Origin of the sequence: Devosia sp., assembly GCF_041917035.1 — a bacterium.
Lineage (GTDB): Bacteria > Pseudomonadota > Alphaproteobacteria > Rhizobiales > Devosiaceae > Devosia_A.
The window spans coordinates 1-17,205 of sequence record NZ_JAYRYM010000005.1; the positions used below are offsets into that span (position 1 = coordinate 1).

At 68.6% G+C, this 17,205-nt stretch carries 16 protein-coding genes; 7 read left to right on the plus strand and 9 right to left on the minus strand.

Going from position 1 to position 17,205, the window contains the following annotated elements:
- From ACE3TU_RS01450 to ACE3TU_RS01470, 5 genes are all read right to left on the minus strand, one after another.
- Positions 1–224, minus strand: a 224-nt coding sequence (locus tag ACE3TU_RS01450; protein WP_374619268.1) for a hypothetical protein, incomplete at its 3' end; no start/stop codon positions are given.
- Positions 221–1,765, minus strand: coding sequence for an ABC transporter ATP-binding protein (locus ACE3TU_RS01455; protein ID WP_374619270.1), 1,545 nt, complete (start codon positions 1,763–1,765; stop codon positions 221–223). The genes ACE3TU_RS01450 and ACE3TU_RS01455, both read right to left, overlap by 4 nt.
- 66 nt (positions 1,766–1,831) lie before the next feature.
- Complete coding sequence (locus ACE3TU_RS01460) at positions 1,832–2,887, minus strand: BMP family protein (RefSeq protein ID WP_374619273.1); 1,056 nt, start codon at positions 2,885–2,887, stop codon at positions 1,832–1,834.
- 28 nt (positions 2,888–2,915) lie between these two features.
- On the minus strand, positions 2,916–3,863 hold the full coding sequence (locus ACE3TU_RS01465) for a nucleoside hydrolase (RefSeq protein ID WP_374619276.1): 948 nt from the start codon (positions 3,861–3,863) through the stop codon (positions 2,916–2,918).
- On the minus strand, positions 3,860–5,218 hold the full coding sequence (locus ACE3TU_RS01470) for an amidohydrolase family protein (RefSeq protein ID WP_374619278.1): 1,359 nt from the start codon (positions 5,216–5,218) through the stop codon (positions 3,860–3,862). Before ACE3TU_RS01470 ends, ACE3TU_RS01465 begins: the two co-directional genes overlap by 4 nt.
- An 84-nt stretch (positions 5,219–5,302) precedes the next feature.
- Here ACE3TU_RS01470 and ACE3TU_RS01475 point away from each other — a divergent pair, with 84 nt between their 5' ends.
- The 7 genes from ACE3TU_RS01475 to rbsK all read left to right on the plus strand — a co-directional run bounded on the left by ACE3TU_RS01475 (position 5,303) and on the right by rbsK (position 12,409).
- Entirely contained in the window at positions 5,303–6,262 is a 960-nt protein-coding gene (locus ACE3TU_RS01475) for a hypothetical protein (RefSeq protein WP_374619280.1), read from the plus strand.
- On the plus strand, positions 6,262–6,993 hold the full coding sequence (locus ACE3TU_RS01480) for a creatininase family protein (protein WP_374619282.1): 732 nt from the start codon (positions 6,262–6,264) through the stop codon (positions 6,991–6,993). The genes ACE3TU_RS01475 and ACE3TU_RS01480 overlap by 1 nt, the downstream gene beginning before the upstream one ends.
- Before the next feature lie 166 nt (positions 6,994–7,159).
- A complete protein-coding gene (locus ACE3TU_RS01485; protein WP_374619284.1) occupies positions 7,160–9,025 on the plus strand; it encodes an adenine deaminase in 1,866 nt (621 codons plus the stop codon).
- 91 nt (positions 9,026–9,116) lie between these two features.
- Positions 9,117–10,133 (plus strand): LacI family DNA-binding transcriptional regulator, encoded by a 1,017-nt coding sequence (locus tag ACE3TU_RS01490; RefSeq protein WP_374619286.1) that lies wholly within the window; start codon positions 9,117–9,119, stop codon positions 10,131–10,133.
- Positions 10,130–10,879 (plus strand): glutamine amidotransferase, encoded by a 750-nt coding sequence (locus ACE3TU_RS01495; RefSeq protein ID WP_374619288.1) that lies wholly within the window; start codon positions 10,130–10,132, stop codon positions 10,877–10,879. The genes ACE3TU_RS01490 and ACE3TU_RS01495 overlap by 4 nt, the downstream gene beginning before the upstream one ends.
- A complete protein-coding gene (locus ACE3TU_RS01500) occupies positions 10,876–11,457 on the plus strand; it encodes an AAA family ATPase (RefSeq protein WP_374619289.1) in 582 nt (193 codons plus the stop codon). The genes ACE3TU_RS01495 and ACE3TU_RS01500 overlap by 4 nt, the downstream gene beginning before the upstream one ends.
- 22 nt (positions 11,458–11,479) lie before the next feature.
- Positions 11,480–12,409, plus strand: a complete 930-nt coding sequence (gene rbsK / locus ACE3TU_RS01505; protein ID WP_374619292.1) for a ribokinase — start codon at positions 11,480–11,482, stop codon at positions 12,407–12,409.
- Between the two features lie 7 nt (positions 12,410–12,416).
- Here the strand turns inward: rbsK and ACE3TU_RS01510 are convergent, their stop codons facing one another.
- From ACE3TU_RS01510 to ACE3TU_RS01525, 4 genes are all read right to left on the minus strand, one after another.
- Positions 12,417–13,382, minus strand: coding sequence for an acetylxylan esterase (locus tag ACE3TU_RS01510; RefSeq protein ID WP_374619295.1), 966 nt, complete (start codon positions 13,380–13,382; stop codon positions 12,417–12,419).
- Positions 13,383–13,456: 74 nt separating this feature from the next.
- Positions 13,457–14,539 (minus strand): DUF917 domain-containing protein, encoded by a 1,083-nt coding sequence (locus ACE3TU_RS01515; RefSeq protein ID WP_374619298.1) that lies wholly within the window; start codon positions 14,537–14,539, stop codon positions 13,457–13,459.
- A gap of 11 nt (positions 14,540–14,550) precedes the next feature.
- Positions 14,551–15,645: a DUF917 domain-containing protein gene (locus ACE3TU_RS01520; protein WP_374619300.1), complete on the minus strand. Its 1,095-nt coding sequence runs from the start codon at positions 15,643–15,645 to the stop codon at positions 14,551–14,553.
- On the minus strand, positions 15,635–17,182 hold the full coding sequence (locus ACE3TU_RS01525) for a hydantoinase/oxoprolinase N-terminal domain-containing protein (RefSeq protein WP_374619303.1): 1,548 nt from the start codon (positions 17,180–17,182) through the stop codon (positions 15,635–15,637). Before ACE3TU_RS01525 ends, ACE3TU_RS01520 begins: the two co-directional genes overlap by 11 nt.
- Positions 17,183–17,205: the final 23 nt, after the last annotated feature.

A 17,205-nucleotide genomic window follows, 5' to 3' on the forward strand; every position in this document is an offset into this window, starting at 1 on the left:
ATGGTCAGCTTGGCGACATCGTCGATCCAGTAGCCGAAGGTGCGAGTCTTCTGCGGCAACTGCGTCAGCAGTTGCTCGAACGCGCCGAGGGGATCCTTGGAGGTCAGCAGCACGATGACGAAGGTGACCAGCAGCGAGATCAGCAGTGCCCCGCCGGCCCGGCCGATTTCCTGCCGGAACGCCGCCCAGCGCGACGAGGTCTTGGTTTCGGATCCGCTGCTCATCGCAATGCCGCCTTCATTTCGTCTGCGGTCTGGGTCGAGAGCCCGAGCATGTAGGTGCCGAGCGTTTCGGGGGTGAGGTCGGGCGTATTGACGAAGGCCGCGACGATCTTGCCGCGATACAGCACCAGCAGCCGGTCGCTCAGCGCCAGCAACTCGCTGAGGTCGGCCGAGCTGAGCAGCACCGCCGCGCCGGCATCGCGCGCGTCGGTGATGGTGCGCCAGATGAACTGCGTGGCACCGAGGTCGACGCCGCGCGTCGGCTGGTTGACCAGCAGCAGCTTGGGCTGCTCGGCGAGTTCGCGCGCCACCACGACCTTCTGCATGTTGCCGCCCGAGAGCGTGTCCACGGTGTAGGCCGGGCCGCCGACGCGGATCGAAAAGCGCTCGATCAGCTGCACCGCATTGGCCTTTATGGCCTTGAGGTCGAGCAGTCCGTTGCGCACGTAGCGGCTCTCGTTGAGGCGGGTCGCGACGAGGTTCTCGGCGACCGTGGCGCCGGTGGCCAGCCCCTGCGCGATGCGGTCCTCGGGGATCGAGGCGAGCCCGAGCGCGCGCCGCTCGAGGACGCTCATCGCCGTGGCGTTCTGCTCGGCGATGCGGATCGTGCCGGCCGCAATGGCCCGCAGCCCCGCCACCGCCTCGAGCGTCTCGGCCTGGCCGTTCCCCTCGACGCCCACCAGCCCGACGACTTCGCCGGCATGGACGTTGAGATCCAGCCCGGCCACCACCTCGGTGCCGCGGGCATTGACGACGCGCAGGCCCGCGATGGCGGCGACGCGCTGGCTCTGGTCGGTCGCCTGGCGCTCGACCCTGAGCGTCACCTCGCGTCCCACCATCATGGCGGCGAGGCTCTTCTCGGTCACTTCCCTGGCCTTGACCTGGCCCACCGTCTTGCCCTGCCGCATCACCGTGATGGTGTCGGAAATCTCCAGCACCTCGGGCAGCTTGTGGGCGATGAAGATCACCGTCTTGCCCTGCGCCACCAGCGAGCGGATGGCGACGAACAGTTCCTGCACCTCCTGCGGGGCGAGCACCGCCGTCGGCTCGTCGAGGATCAGGATACGGGCATTGCGATACAGCGCCTTGAGGATCTCGACGCGCTGCTGCTGGCCGACCGGCAGCGTCATCACCGGCGGCATCGGGTCGACGGAGAGGCGGAACTTGTCCGAGATCGCCTTCACCTCGGCGATCGCCTTGTGGCGCTCGAAGCGGATGCCGCTGCGCGGCTCGGAGCCGAGCACCACGTTCTCGTAGACCGAAAAGCTCGGAACCAGCGAGAAATGCTGGAACACCATGCCGATGCCGGCCTCGATCGCCTCGCGCGGATTGGCGAAGCGCACCGGCCGGCCGTCCAGCGTCAGGGTGCCGGAATTGGGCTGTTCGATGCCGAACAGGATCTTCATCAGCGTGGATTTGCCCGCGCCGTTCTCGCCGACCACGGCGTGAACCTCGCCCGGCTCGATGACGAGGTTCACCCCGTCATTGGCCACCACGCCGCCGGGATAGGTCTTGCTGATCCCGATTGCTTCAAGAAGCGCCATGCTGCCCCCGGCTGCCCCCAGTGTGAAGAAGGGCGCCGCGACCGGCGGCGCCCCTCGGTGGTCAGGTCACTTCACGTCGGCCGCGACGACGATCTCGCCGGCGATGATTGCCGCTTCCTTGGCCTCGATCTCGGCGCGGATATCGGCCGGGACGAGCTTCTCGTACTGGGCATTCTTGGAGATGCCCACGGCGCCGTCCTTGAGGCCGAGCACGACGCGCTGGCCATAGGCCTGGGTGCCGTCAATGGTGCCCTTGAGCGCCAGGAACAGCGACTCGCCGACCTTCTTTTCGACCGAGGTGAAGATCACGTCGGCCTGCGCCGCGTCGGTCGCGGCGAAGATCGTCGCCTGGTCGCTGTCGACGCCGACGGCCAGCTGGCCGCCACCGGCTTCCTTGACCGCCTGCAGGGCGCCCAGGCCCGTGCCGCCGGCGATCGGGAAGATGATGTCGGCGCCCTGGTTGAGCTGGGCGAGGCCGATTTCCTTGCCCTTGGCGGGGTCGGAGAAGGTACCGGCCGTGGCATTCAGGATCTGGATGTTCGGATTGGCATCCTTGGCACCCTGGTCGAAACCGGTCTTGAAGTCGGTGACGGTGGGGAACTCCATGCCGAGGATGGTGCCCAGGATCCCCGACTTCGAGATCTTGGCCGCCGCGTAGCCGGCGAGATAGCCCGCCGTCGAGGTGCCGTACTGCACCGCCAGCACGTTCGGGAAGGCGCCGCCCGAGAAGTCCGGCGAGTCGTCGAAGTCGATGAACTTGACGTCCGGATATTCGTTGGCGAGCTCGGTGATGTAGCCGGTCATGTCGAAGGTGCCGGCGATCACCACGTCGTAGCCGGAATCGACCGCGTCCGCGATGCCCGGCTGCCACTTCGAGCGGTCATAGCCCATCTCGATGATCTTGACGTCGACCGGCAGCTCGGCCGTGGCCTTGTCCATGCCGGCCTTGGCGCTGTCGAAGAAGCTCTTGTCGCCGAGCGTGCCGTGCAGCACCAGCGCGACCTTGAGCGGGTTGTCCTTGGTATAGGTCTGGGCTGCGGCGGGGATCGCCGTCGAGGCCAGCATGCTGGCCGCGAGCAGGGCTCCGGTTGCAGCTTTTCCGAGAGTCGAGAGCAGAGACATGCGCACTCCTGTTTGCGGTTGTTCTGGTTCAGGGGGAATAGGCGGCGGATACGGCGTAGAGGGCATCGACCTTGGCGATGTCGACCTCCTCGACGAACGTAATCTTGGGGGTGCCGAGGCGCCCCGAGGGATCGACCAGCGTCATGCCGCGGGTGATGCCGGGGGCCAGGGCGACCGACGAGGACGCCTTGATCGACCTCGTGACCATCGTGGGATCGAGGACGACCGCGGCGGCCAGCGGATCGACATAGAGCAGGCGGTCCGGATTGCCCCGGCTCACCGAATTGTGGCGGGCGTGGCTGGCCAGCGCCTTGGAGAAATCGCGCAGCGGCGAGGATGCGATGCCGTCGAACAGCGCCTCGACCCGCGCGCCCTCCATGTAGTGCGTGGTGCAGGGCTCCCACGGCACCACGATCGTCTCTATGCCGGCCGTCAGCACCACGTGCGCGGCCTCGGGATCGGCATAGATGTTGAACTCGGCGGCCGGAGTGGTGTTGCCGCGCCCGTAGACATTGCCGCCCATGATGGTGAGCGTGCCGATGCCGTCGAGGATGTTGGGCTCGAGCCGGAGCGCCAGCGCCAGGTTGGTGAGCGGCCCGATCATCAGGATGTCGGCCTTCTCGCCCTTCGCCGCGGCATCGCGGAACACCTGGCGCAGCACGCCCACGCCATCCTCGGAAGCCGGCAGGTCCTGCCGGGGCGGACGGCGCGCGCCACCCAGGCCGTCGTCGCCATGCACGTATTTGGCATCGATGATCGGCTGCGTCAGCGGCCGGTCCGCGCCCTTGTGCACGGGAATCGACACGCCGAGGGTCGCGGTGACCGCCAGCAGGTTGGTGGTCGCCTGGTCGAGCCCGACATTGCCGAACACCGTGGTGATCAGGTCGGGCACCCTGCCGTTGGCCACCAGCAGGATCAGCGCCTGGGCGTCGTCGACACCCCCGTCGCTGTCGAAGATGAAGGTACGTTTGGTCAAGCTACTTCTTTTTCTTTGCTTTGCCGCGCGTCGGCGACGCGCTCCCAGAACTCGGCATAGGTGGCCGAGTAGGCGGACCGGATATTGGCATAGGGGCGTCGCATAAGCACGCGGTCGCGCACAAGGGGCTCTCCGGCTACCCACAGGTGCCGCAGGTCGCGTCCGCTGCCGGAGTAGATCAGTGCGGTCTCGGGGTCCGGCGTCTCGGAATAGCCGGGTCCGCAGAGGTCGAAAGCGGCGATGTCTGCCGACTTGCCGACCTCGAGGCTGCCGATCTCGTGGTCGAGGCCGAGGGCCCGGGCGCCCTCGATGGTGGCCATGCGGATCAGCTCGCGGCTGGACAGCGGCTGTGCCCGGCCTTCGCGGTGGCTGGCGACCAGTCCGGCGACGCGCATCTCGCTGACCATGTCGTAGGAGTTGTTGGCCGCCACATTGTCGGTGCCGATCGCAACGGTAACCCCCGCCGCCCTGAGGTCCACCGCCGGGCACATGCCATCGCGCCCCGACCTGAGCCCGGCACTGGCGCAGTAGGCGACCGAGGCGGCCGGGGCGCGGGCAAAGACGGCGATGTCCTCGGCGCTGAGGTCGAGGCAGTGGGCGACGTGCACCCGCCCCGAGAAGAAGCCGGTGGCCTCGAGCGCCACTGCCGCGGTCTTGCCGTAGCGTCGCAGCGTCTCCTCGTTGTCCTCGGGGCCGGCCGCCATGTGCATGTGCAGCCCGGCGCCATGCGTCCTCGCGATCTCGACTTCGGCCCTGAGCAGGTCCTCGGTATTGTCGACATAGGGCGCGTGCGGCCCGAACCAGGGGATGACCCGGCCATCGGCCGAGCGCTGCTTCTCGAGGAAGTGCGTGGCGCGGGCCAGTTCCTCCTCGCCGCGCGCCGCATCGCCGAGCTGGACGATGCCATAGGCGATCACGGCGCGCAGTCCCGACTGCTTGACGGCCTCGGCGATTTCCTCGGCGAAGAAGTACTGGTCGCAGAAGGTGGTGGTGCCCGAAAGCGCCATCTCGGCGCAGGAGAGCGCCACCGCCGGGCCGATATCGGAGGCGACGAGCGACAGCTCCGGCTCGCGGATCGAGTTGTACCAGCCGTCCATGGTCAGCAGGCTCTGCCCCTCGGACCGGCCGCGGAACAGCACCATGGCCGAATGGGTATGAGCGTTGACGAGGCCCGGCATGACGAGGTGCCCGGTCAGGTCGAGCACCTCGTCGAAGCCGGCTGGATCGGGCCTTTCGGCCGCTGGTCCGACCGCGCTGATCCGGCCGTCGCGAATGGCTACGAAGCCACCTGCGAACACCCGATCTCCAGCGTCCACGGAGAGGATGGTCGCTCCGTGGATAAGCGTCGAACCCATTTGACCCCCATCCGGTAAACCGGTTTACATGACGATGTAACGACAGTTGAAAGGCGCTTGTCAAATGCATTCCGGACCGGGCCCGTGAGCGCCAACCCCTTCCTCGCCGATCCCGCGATCGCCGCCCGGCATCTGGAGCTGAGCACGTTGATCGGCCCGGAACTCGAGGCGGAGCTGGCCGGCCTCGTGGCCGCGCGCGCCTATCGGACGGCAGACAACCTGGGCGGGATCGTCGGCAGCCAAGAGGTGGCGCGGCTGGTCGATAGCTTTGCCCTCGGCAGTATCGAAATGCTGATGCTGCTTGCGCTGCCGGTGGCGCGGCGGATCGCGCTGCCGCCGATCTCGCAGTTCTTCGTCGGCGCGGTCGGGCTCGAGCGCGAGACCGGCAACCTGATCCTCGGTGGCAATGTCGAGTTCCCCGGCACGCACCTGGGCTTCACCATTCACGGCGAGGGGTTCGTCTTCACCCGCGCCGCCTCGCGCGGCACCTCGGTCGCCGCCATCGCCATCGGCGAGGCGCACCCCTGTGCCCACTGCCGGCAATACCTGTCGGAATTCGCGGCGAGCCGCGATCTCGTCCTCATCGACCCGCTCGGCCATCGCCTCACCATGGCCGAGCTCTATCCCTGGCCGTTCGATCCGGCCTATCTCGGCGAAGCGGGACTGGTGACGGGCAAGGGAACGCTGCCCGAACTGGACCTCGTTCCGAACGGGCTGCCGCCGGCCACCGCCGCAGCGTTGCGGGCGGCCGGGCGGCGGGCCCATGCGCCCTACAGCCGCTGCCCCGGGGCATTGGTGCTGGAACTGAGGGACGGCAGCCTCGTTTCTGGCTTCTCGATCGAGAGCGTCGCCTTCAATCCGACAATGGGGCCGCTGCAGGCCGCCATGATCGACCTCGTCGCCCATGGCTGCGCCACCTCCGACATCGCCGCCGCGACGCTCGGCACGCGCCTCGGCGGCGCCGTCGACTATGCGGCCAGTGTCGGCGAACTGCTGGGGAGGCTCGCCCCCGGCGTGCCCCTCACCACCGTCGGGTGGGCCTGATGCTCGACGCCGCCACCGCCAGCTGGGAGGATGTTTCGGCAGCGATCGAGGGCGGCCTCGTCGCCATCCTGCCAGTGGGGGCGGTCGAGCAGCACGGCCCGCACCTGCCGCTCCTCACCGACACCGTCCTTGCCACCGGCGTCGCCCGCCGCATCGCCGCGGGCTGCGACGGGCTGCTGCTGCCGGCCATCGCCTATGGCGACGCGTGGACCGCCGAGGGCTGGGCCGGCACGCTGTCTCTGTCGCCGGACACGCTGCGCGCCACGGTGGTCGATCTCGGCCGCGGCCTGCATCGCATGGGCGTACGCGGGCTGGTCACCGTCAATGGCCATTTCGGCAATCGCGAACCGATCGCGCTCGCCGCGCGGAGCCTGAGCGAACTCGGCTTTCCGGTGCTGCATCTCGACTACCCCCGGCTCGAAGCCATCGCCGCCGAAGTGGTCGAGAGCCCGCCGGCCGGCCCCGGCTTCTATCATGCCGACGAGGTCGAGACCTCGATGCTGCTGGCGCTGGCGCCAGAGAGCGTTCGCCTCGATCGCGCGATGCCCGAATACCCCGAGTTCCCCGAACTCTTCGGCCACGAGCCCATGCAGCTGAGCGCCTTCAGCAAGAGCGGCATCTTCGGCGACCCCCGCCCCGCCACGGCCGAGAAGGGCGAACAGCTGATCGCCGCCATCGCGGCGGAATCGCTCAGGCTGATCGCGATCTGGCGGGCGAAATGGGGGATCTAGGGATGCCGGTGTGCGCGGAGACCCCCCTCCCGACCTCCCCCGCAAGGGGGGAGGTGAAGAGCGGCTGTGGCTCGAGCTCGCCAAGCGCACCGGCCGGCACCTCCCCCCTTGCGGGGGAGGCTGGGAGGGGGGAAGGCCAGAGACCCGGACATCGCCACGGCACCCCATGACCCATCTCCCCCCCGATCTCCTCCTCGACGCCGCCGACGAAGTCGCGATCCGCCAGGACCTCACCCTCGTGGCCCTCGGCAAGCGTCCGGCCGACCGGTCTCTGCGCGTCGGCCGGCTGCTCGACGTGCATGCGCGCCGCTGGCACGAGGACCAGGAGATCGTCATCCGCGGCCGGCGCATCGCCTGGGTCGGGCCGGCCGGCGTCTGGCCGGGCGAAGTCGGCGAACGCGTCCACGAGCCCGCCCTCTCCGCTGTTCCCGGCTTCGGCGAGGTGCACAAGCACATCGAGAGTTCGCACCTCACCCCGGAATGGGAAGCGGCGCTGGTCTTGCCGCATGGCTGCACCTGGACCTGCGAGGCGAGCCACGAATTCTCCAATGTCGACGGGCCGCACAACCTCGAGTTCTGGCTCACCGCCCGGCGCGCCGGCTCGCCGGCCAAGATCTTCCCGCTCCCCGGCTCGGCCGTGCCGCCCACCGCCTACGAATGGGGCGGCGGGCATTTCGGTTATGCCGAGCAGCGCCAGTTCCTCGCCCAGTCGCTGCAGGTTGCCGGGCTCGACGAGGTGATGGACTGGCCGGCGGTGTGGAACCCGGAAAACCCCTCCTACCAGCGGCTCTGGGGCATGATCCGCGCCACTTTCGAGCAGCGCGGCGTGGTCGAGGGCCATGCCGCCGGGCTCCGGGGCCTCCCCGAGATCAACGCCTTCGCCGCCGCCGGCATGGCATCGGACCACGAGGCGTGGACGCCCGACGAGGTGCGCGACAAGCTCCGCCGCGGCCTGTTCATGCAATTGCGTCCGCATTCGCTGCCCGACATCGTCAAGGCAATGCGGGCCGACGGGCTGGCCGACTGGTCGCAGTTCGCGCTCGCGACCGACGACCGCTCGGCCACCGATACGCTGAAGCTCGGCGCCACCGACCACAATGTCCGCCTCGCCATCGAGAACGGGCTGGCGCCCGAGATCGCCATCCAGCTGGTCACGATCAATCCCGCCCGGCACATGCGCCTCACCCCCTGGGTCGGGGCGGTGGCTCCGGGGCGCTATGCCGACCTCGTGCTGCTCGACGATGTCGAGAAGCTCTCCATCGCCTCGGTCTGGGCCGATGGCAACGAAGTCGCCCGCGACGGCCGCTACCTCGCGCCGGTGCCCAGCATCGACTGGCCGGCCTGGGCGACTCGCACCGTCAACATCAAGCGCCGGCTGACCGCGGCCGATTTCGTCATCCCTGCGGCGCCGGGCCGCGCGACCATGCAGGCGGCGGTGCTGCGGCCGTTCCACTGGGCCGACGACTTCATCACCATGGAGATGCCGGTCGCCGACGGCGAGGTGCAGCGCGACAGCGCCCGCAACGTCACCAAGTTCGCCATCGTCGATCGCTTCTCGGGCGAGGGGAAGGTGGCGAAGATGTTCTGGCTCGGCACCGGTCCGCGCGACGCCGAGACCGCCCTCGCCGCCTCGCTCGGCCACGACAAGCACAATATCTGGGTCGTCGGCTCGTCCGACGCCGCCATGGCCCGGGCCGTCAACGCGCTCACCGACACCCAGGGCGGCTGGGCCCTGGTCAGGGGGGGTGAACTCGCCGCCACCGTCACCTACGAGGTCGGCGGGCTGATGAGCTGCCGCCCCGCCGCCGAGCTCGATCGCGACATGCAGGCGCTCTACGCCGCCGGCGCCCGGGTGGACTGGATGTACGAGCCGACCTTCTCGCCGCGCTGGTGGCCCGGTTTTCCCGAGCGGCTGGCCTTCGCCACGCTCACCTGCGCGCCGTGGCGCTGGGTGCTGGTGGCCCCCTCGCCTCTGGCGCCGGAGGGGCTCGTCAATGTCGCGACGGGTAGGACGCACCCGATCGTCTGGTGATCTCGTTCAGACAGCGTTCATGTGCGTTCATGAAACCGCTTTACTAAAGCGCTTGCGGCGCACTAGCCTTGCGGTTGCGAGTGGGGGTGAGATGGCGACGATCCATGACGTGGCGCAGGATGCCGGCGTATCGCCGACGACGGTGTCGCGTTACCTGAACAACCGCATCGAGCTGCCCTCGACCACCGCCGCCCGGATCGACGCCGCCATCCGCAAGCTCGACTACCGGCCGAACCTGCTGGCCAAGCGCCTGTCGACCGGCAAGACCGAGGCCGTCGGCCTCGTAACCCCCGAGATTCGCGAACCTTTTTTCGCCGAGCTGGCCTCCGCCTTCGAGGACGAGGCGGACCGGCACGGCTATACCGTTTTCATCAGTTCGACCCGCTCCGACCGCAAGCGCGAGATCGCCTCGCTCGAGCGGCTGCATGACGGCCATGTCGACGGGCTGCTGATGATGACCAACACCGCCGACGACGGCACGCTCGCCGCCCTGATCGGCCGTCGCCGCAACGTCGTCATCGTCGACGAGGACATCCCCGGCGTCAGCGCCCCGCGCCTGTTCGTCGAGAACGAGGCGGGCGCTCACGCCGCGACGCGGCACCTGATCGAGGCCGGCCACACGCGGATTGCCTATCTGGGCGGTCCCGACGGGCTGTTTACCGTAGGCGAGCGCTACGCCGGGTTCGTCCGGGCCATGCGGGAAGCCGGCATCGGTACTCGCCCTGAATATGTGGCGATCGGCAGCTTCGCACCCGATCTTGCCCGGGCCGCGACGCTGAACTTCCTCGCCCTCGACCACCCCCCGACGGCCCTGTTCGCCTCCTCGGACTACCTGATGATCGGGGCGGTGCAGGGCCTGAGGGCGAGGGGCGTGCGCATCCCGGACGACATGTCCCTGGTCGGTTTCGACGACATGAGCTTCGGTGAACTGCTGACGCCGCCGCTCAGTGCAATCCGCCAGCCTGTCGAGTCGCTGGGCCGGCTGGGCTTTCAGACCCTGCTGGCCCTCCTCAACGGGGAGTCGCCGCCGATGCTGACGCGACTGCCGGTGCAACTCATGGTGCGCCAGTCGGTCGGCGCCCCTAGAAACAAGGACAAGATGGCGTGAGCAAGCGCGTACTGATCGCGGGTGAATCCTGGGTGACCCATTCGATCCACACCAAGGGCTTCGACAGCTTCACCACCACCGAGTACAACGAGGGCGTGCGCTGGCTGAAGGCGGCGCTCGAATCCGGCGGCTGGGACGTGACCTTCCTGCCCAACCACCTCGCCGCGCGGGAGTTTCCCCTCACCGTCGCCGAACTCGCCGCCTACGATGTGGTGATGCTCTCCGACATCGGCGCCAACACATTGCTGCTGCACCCCGATACCTTCGTGCGCTCGATCCCCCTGCCGAACCGTCTGGTCTCGATCCGCGATTATGTGCAGGGCGGCGGCGGGCTGGTGATGATCGGCGGCTACCTCACCTTCCAGGGCATCGAGGCCAAGGGCAAATGGGCCGGCTCGCCGGTCGAGGAGGCCCTGCCGGTGCGGCTGCACCATCGCGACGACCGCGTCGAATCCCCTCAGGGCGTGGTGCCGCGGGTGGGCGACCGGAGTCACCCCATCGTGGCTGGGCTGGACGCCGAGTGGCCGGCGCTGCTGGGCTTCAACGAAGTCGAGGCGAGGCCTGATGCCGAGGTGCTGGTCCGGGTGGCCGGCCACCCGCTGGTCGTCGCCGGGAGCTTCGGCAAGGGGCGCTCCGTCGCCTTCACCTCCGATTGCGGGCCGCACTGGGCCCCGCCACCCTTCTGCGACTGGGCCGGCTATGCGCCGCTGTGGAACCAGATCGCCGGCTGGGTCTCCGGCCGATGACCAGGGTCCGACAGGCGCCCGATCCGTGGCAGCGCACCACGACCGAACACGGCTTTGCCGCCGACGAGGTGATCTCGGCCCTGCAGAAGTCGATCCGCCGCGGCCTCGTCGAGAATGCCCTGCTGCTGGGCTGGGAGATGTACCTCACCAGCCCGGAGTTGGAGGAGAAGCTCTGGGCCCGGCTCTCGGTCATCTCGGTCGAGGACGTGGGGCTCGGCAACCCGCAGGCACCGATCCTCATCGACACGCTCTATCGCATGCATCAGCGCTTTCAGCGCCCCGAGCACGACCGGTTCCTGTTCGCTGCGCACGCCATCCGGGTGATGGCGGCGGGGCCGAAGGACCGCACCACCGACGACATGCTCAACTGGGCCAAGCACAGCATGGCCTTTGGCGAACGGCTGCCCGAGATTCCCGACTTCGCGGTCGACATGCACACGCTGCGCGGTGAGGAAATGGGGCGCGACTATCTTTACTTCATGGAGGAAGCCAGCAAGGTGTCCCCCGAAATCGAAGGTCGGGACCAGACCTACCGGAACTGGATCCTGGCGGCACTGAAGGCCGGCAAGCTGAGCTAACCGGCCCACGAGGAGAACAGTCATGGGGCGGGCGGCAGTCGCGGTGCTCGGGATTTTCGTCGCGGACCTGGCGTTCAAGGCGCCGCGGCTGCCGGTAATGGGCGAAACCATCCTGGGGCAGGGCTTCAAGGACGGCCCCGGCGGCAAGGGTTCGAACCAGGCCATCGCGGCAGCGCGGGCCGGGGCGGACGCCCGCATGATCACGCGGATTGGCCGCGACACCTTCGGCGAAATGGCCCGGAAGGCCTGGGCCGCCGATGGTATCGACACCTCGGCGGTGGTGATCGATGACAGCCTGCCGACCGGCGCGGCCTTTATCTTCGTCTCCACCGAGACCGGCAACAACGCCATCATCGTCGAGAGCGGTGCGGCGGCAATGCTCTCGTCGGCGGATGTCGCGTCGGCCGAGGTCGCGATCGCCGGCTCGAAGGTTTTCCTGACCCAGTTCGAGCAGCCGGTGGAGACCGCGCTGGCCGGCCTGCGCCTGGCCCGCCGGCACGGGGTGATCACCATCCTCAATCCGGCGCCGGCGCTGCCCGTCGACGATTCGATCTACGGCCTCTGCGACTATGTCACCCCCAACGAAACCGAGGCGGCGACGCTCACCGGGCTCAAGGTGGAGACGGAGGACGAGGCGCTCGCCGCGGCGCGCGATCTGGTTCGGCGCGGCGCACGCAATGCCCTGATCACGCTGGGCGAGAAGGGCGCCCTGCTGCATGGCGCGGCAGGGACCTTCATGGTGCCGGCATTCAAGGTGCCCCGCGTGGTCGATACCACCGGCGCGGGGGACGCGTTCAACGGCGGTTTCGCTGTGGCTCTCGCCGAAGGCAAGTCGGCCGAGGCGGCGGTCCTTTTCGGCTGCGCCACGGCCGGATTGTCGGTGCAGAAGCCGGGGACCGCGCCGTCCATGCCGACGCGGGCCGAGATCGAAGCCCTGCTGGCGCAGGGCTGACGCTGCGTCAGAAGCGCTCGCCCAGCCAGGCCACCTGTGCCCGCTCCTGGAACGCGCCGCCGCCCTCGTGGTCGTTGAAGCCGTACTCGTTGAGGGTCTTGTCGGCGCCGGCAAAGGCGTTGAAGGCGGCAAAGACGGTCGAGGGCGGGCAGATCGTATCCATCAGGCCGACCGAGAACAGCGCCGCGGCGGAACTGCGGGCGGCGAAGTTCACCCCGTCGAAATAGCCGAGCGTCCTGAACACCCGCTCCACCTTGTCGCGATGTACGGCGAGGAAGCGCGAGATCTCCGGAAACGGATCGCGCGGGGTGAAGGTGACGGCGCGCGGAAAGTCGCAGAGGAACGGGACGTCCGGCATTGCTGCCCGTACCCGCTGATCGAGGCCGGCTGCCGCGAGCGAAATGCCGCCGCCCTGGCTGCCGCCCACCACTGCGATGCGGCCGGGATCGACCGCCGGATGCTGCGCCGCAGTCTCGATCGCCCGGACGGCATCGGTGAAGACGCGACGGTAGTAGTAGGTCTCGGGGTCGAGGATGCCGCGCGTCATGAAGCCCGGAAGCGCCGGGTCGGAGCCGACGGGATCCGGCGTATCGCCCTTCGACCAGCTGCTGCCCTGGCCTCGTGTATCCATGACCAGAAGCGCATAGCCGGCGGTCGGCCACATCAGGTGTTCGTGCGGAAAGCCGCGGCCGCCGCCATAGCCGATGAACTTCACCACGCAGGCCAGTTCGGCATCGCGACGTCTGGGCAGGATGAACCAGCCGCGGATCGGATGTCCGCCGAAGCCGGAGAAGGTGACGTCGTACACCTCGACCAGCCTGAGCCCCACATCGACCAGCTCGAAACGCGCCGGCATGGCCAGTGCCCGCGCCTCTGACAGCGTCACGTTCCAGAAATCGTCGAAGTTGCGCGGCAGCTCGGCGGTGCTGCGGTATTCCCGCAACTGCGCCAGGCTCATGTCATACTGCGGCATACGGTCCTCCAAGCCCTCTCGACGGCCGGCAGGCTGCCAGCCGCTGGCGGCGCTGTCCAGCGGCGTCGGTCGCCTCAGGTCTCGAAGTAGTTGCGGTAGTCCACGTCGTAGCCGAAGTAGCGCGGGCCGACGAGCGCGATCCCGGCCGGGTTCTGCCATTGCGGATTGGAGGGGAGGGCCAGCGCGATGAGCCTGAGGCCGTAGCGCAGCGCATCGGCGGTGACCGGACGACCGGACTCCGCCTCGAGCACGGTGATCAGGTCCGGCGTGGTGACGAGGATTTCGCCGTCGCGCTCGGCCATCAGGAACTCGTTCTGAAAATCCAGCTTGAAGCTGTGCCCCTTCCAGTCCTCGACACCCTCGAAGCGGGCCGTGCCGCGTGCGAAGCCGCCGACGGTGCGCCGCTCGATATCCTTGATGCGGCCGTGAAAGATCACGCGCGCACCGAGCCTGTCGACTACGGCGTTGACCGGGTCGACATGGCCCGCCTTGGCCCGGCGCAGGGTTTCGCCGAGCTGGGCGCACAGCGTCAGAGTGCCGCGCACAATGGCCTTCTTGGCTACTGCGCCGGTCATCGAGTAGAAGGCCAGCAGCGCCGAACCGCCCATTTCCACCGTCGCCGCACGGGCAAGCCGCTCCGTCCAGGCGTTCGAGACGGTGTTGAGAACCAGCGAGTTGCCCTTGTCGTCGCACAGCACCATCGGGGTGGCCGAAACGCCGTGCATGGTAAAGGTCACCATCTGGAGTTCGGGATAGGCCCGTCCCATGCCGTCGCCATCGACCAGCGGCAGCCCGGTCATCGCGGCGACGACGAACGGGGTGGTGGAATTGACGCCGCCCGCCTCGCCGCACAGCACCGCGTCGATCTTCCTGCCCAGCAGTTGCTCGAGGGCACGGAAGGCGTTGATCAACTCGTCGCCCTGCGGCAGCTTCTCGGTCATCACCGTCGGGGCCCCCATCATCGCCACCGGAACGACCAGGGCGTCGTCGGCGAGTTCGTCGATGTCGATGAGGTTGACCGGGCCGTGCTGCCTGATGGCCTGCTGGGCCATGAGTTTGCCGATATACGGGTCGCCGCCGCCGCCTGTGCCCAGGATGGCGCCGCCGGTTGCGATGTCTTCCATGTCCTCGGCCTTGATGGTGCGCAGGATCTTCATGGTCTGTCCTTTCAGGCGGGGGCGCCGAGCGGCGAAAAGGTGAGGTCGGGGTAACCGAAGGCCGCCGGTCCGATGACCCTGAGCGCTTCCGGCGTCTTCAGCAGGTCGTGGGCGGGCAGGCCGATCACGGCGAGGCGCTGCCCGTAGCGGAGCACCTCGGTGGTCAGCGGCTCGCCGGTGTCCAGTTCGAGGTTGACGATCAGGTCGGGCACCATGATCACCGGCACACCATCCACCCAGAGCACGAGGTTCTCGTTCTGGATGGCGATGCGCGCCTCCGAGCCAGCCCAGTCGCCGGTTCCTCCGAGGATCGCCTCGCCTCGGGCGAAGCCTCCGACCAGATGGCGACGGATGTCGGTGATCTTGCCGGTGAAGAACAGCCTGCCGCCGGTCGCCTCGACGACGCGCTCGACGACGTTTTGCCGCTTCGCCCGAGCCTGCCGGATGGTGCGGCCGATCGCGATGGCCTGCGTGACCGTGCCGGGCACTGCGGTGCGACGGACGAAGTCGCCGCGCATCGGCGGCAGGGCCAGCATGGCGGTGGCCCCCATGTCCACCGTGGTGTGGCGGGCGAGCCGCTCGAGCCAGTACATGTCGATGACGTTGCGGTAGACCACGACATTGCCCTTTTCGTCGGCAATGGCGGCCGGCGAGGGCTTCGCGCCGTAGATGAAGAAGGTGCACATCTGCACCTCGGGAAAGGCCCGGCCCATGCCGTCGCCGTCGACCACCGCGAGTCCCGCCCGCGCCGCGGTGATCACCGGCTCCATGGCATTGGCGCCGCCGATCTCGCCGGAGATCAGCGCCACGACCTTGATCCCCAGAACCTCCTCGACGGCGCGCAAGGCCCGGGTTCCCTCGTCGCCCTGCTCGAACTTTTCGATCGAGACGACCGGGGCGCCGATGCCACCGATCTCGCCGATCCAGTCCGCCTCGGTCAGCGAACCCGGGTCGAGCAGCGGCACCGCCGCGCCCTGCCGGAAGATTTCCCGCGCCCTGAGGAACCCGACATAGGGATTTCCGCCGCCACCGGTGCCGAGCAGCGCCGCGCCGACGGCGAGCGGCTCGAGATCGGCCTCGGTGAGCCGGTAGATCTCACGCGACATGCAGCTCTCCCACCGCCTTGACCCTGACGCGGGTGGCGTTGCCAGGCAGGTAGGCGAGCGGCACGTCCTCGACATCGACGATCTCGATGCTGTCGCGACGCGCCCCCGCAGCCACCGCCGCGTCCGTCGCCCGCTCCCTGGCATCGGCGAGGGCGGCGTCGCGGCTGATCTCGGCCAGCGCGTAGACGCGGTCGATCTCGCCCGAGACCTGAGCGATGGCGGCACCTACTGCATTGGCGACGGCGAAGTGGTTGGGCTTGATCACCTCGAGGCCGCCGATCGGGCCGTCGACGAGGATGGAGCCGCCGCCGACGACGATCACCGGCAAAGGCTCGGGCGAGAGCCGCGAGCGCTCGACGCAGTCCTCGAGCATGGCCATGACACGGGCCTGGGTGCGAGCGATGAAGTCGGGCGTGATGTGACCGACCCTCGAGCGGTCGCCCAGTTCGTAGCGGCCCGCAGCCACGACGACGTCCGAGGTGGTCAGCGTCGCCCCGCCGAAGATCAGCGCCTCGGTGATGATGCGATAGCCGACTGAGGTCGGCCCGACCTTGATGCCGCCTTCCGTCTCGACCACGTGCGAGCCGCCGCCCAGCCCGATCGAGAACACGTCCGGCATGCGGAAATTGGTGCGCACGCCGCCCACCTCAACCGCCACCGTGGCCTGCCGGGGGAAGCCCTTCTGCAGCGAGCCCACATCGGAGGTGGTGCCGCCAATATCGACCACGATGGCATCCTTGACGCCCGACAGGAACGCCGCGCCGCGCATCGAATTGGTTGGCCCGGAGGCGAAGGTGAGGACCGGAAACTTCTCGGCGAAGGCCGCATCCATCAGCGTGCCGTCGTTCTGGGTCAGGAAGAACTTGCCGCGAATGCCGGTTGCGGCGATGGCCCTGCGGAACGCCTCGATCACATGGGCGCTGAGGTCGCGAAGGCAGGCGTTCATGATCGCCGCGTTCTCGCGCTCGAGCAGCCCGATGCGGCCGATTTCGTGCGACAGCGTGATGTGGGCGCCGGGCAGGGCCCTGGCGAAGACCTCGCCCGCCTGCTTTTCGAAATCGGAACTCACCGGGGAGAACACCGAGCTGATGGCGACGGTGTTGATTCCCTTGGCGGCGATGTCGGCGGCGATGCCGAGCAGTTCGGCTTCATCGAGCGGCGAGATCACCCGGCCGTCGAACTCGTTGCCGCCGTGTGCCAGGTAGGTGTGGCCGCCGATCGCCCGCTTGAGGTCCTCGGGCCAGTCCACCATCGGGGGCAGCGAGGCGGTGGCGGGCAGGCCCAGCCGCACCGCCGCCGTCTGGGCGAGATCACGCCGTTGCACCACGGCATTGGTGAAGTGGGTGGTGCCGATCATCACCACGTCGACCTTGCCGGCCTCCATCGCCGAGGCCGCAAGCACGTCGCGCAGGGCGTTGACGACGCCGGTCATCACGTCGGCGGTGGTCGCGGCCTTGACGCCGGCGATCACCTGGGTCCCGTCCATGACGACCGCGTCCGTATTGGTGCCGCCGACATCGATGCCGATTCTGATCATTGCAGGGATCCTTGCTTGGAGTT

Bases quoted from the DNA above. Each gene is read 5' to 3' on its own strand.
- ACE3TU_RS01455 (WP_374619270.1), bottom strand. From the start codon at position 1,765: ATGGCGCTTCTTGAAGCAATCGGGATCAGCAAGACCTATCCCGGCGGC.
- ACE3TU_RS01460 (WP_374619273.1), bottom strand. From the start codon at position 2,887: ATGTCTCTGCTCTCGACTCTCGGAAAAGCTGCAACCGGAGCCCTGCTC.
- ACE3TU_RS01470 (WP_374619278.1), bottom strand. From the start codon at position 5,218: ATGGGTTCGACGCTTATCCACGGAGCGACCATCCTCTCCGTGGACGCT.
- ACE3TU_RS01480 (WP_374619282.1), top strand. From the start codon at position 6,262: ATGCTCGACGCCGCCACCGCCAGCTGGGAGGATGTTTCGGCAGCGATC.
- ACE3TU_RS01485 (WP_374619284.1), top strand. From the start codon at position 7,160: ATGACCCATCTCCCCCCCGATCTCCTCCTCGACGCCGCCGACGAAGTC.
- ACE3TU_RS01490 (WP_374619286.1), top strand. From the start codon at position 9,117: ATGGCGACGATCCATGACGTGGCGCAGGATGCCGGCGTATCGCCGACG.
- ACE3TU_RS01500 (WP_374619289.1), top strand. From the start codon at position 10,876: ATGACCAGGGTCCGACAGGCGCCCGATCCGTGGCAGCGCACCACGACC.
- rbsK (WP_374619292.1), top strand. From the start codon at position 11,480: ATGGGGCGGGCGGCAGTCGCGGTGCTCGGGATTTTCGTCGCGGACCTG.
- ACE3TU_RS01510 (WP_374619295.1), bottom strand. From the start codon at position 13,382: ATGCCGCAGTATGACATGAGCCTGGCGCAGTTGCGGGAATACCGCAGC.
- ACE3TU_RS01515 (WP_374619298.1), bottom strand. From the start codon at position 14,539: ATGAAGATCCTGCGCACCATCAAGGCCGAGGACATGGAAGACATCGCA.
- ACE3TU_RS01520 (WP_374619300.1), bottom strand. From the start codon at position 15,645: ATGTCGCGTGAGATCTACCGGCTCACCGAGGCCGATCTCGAGCCGCTC.
- ACE3TU_RS01525 (WP_374619303.1), bottom strand. From the start codon at position 17,182: ATGATCAGAATCGGCATCGATGTCGGCGGCACCAATACGGACGCGGTC.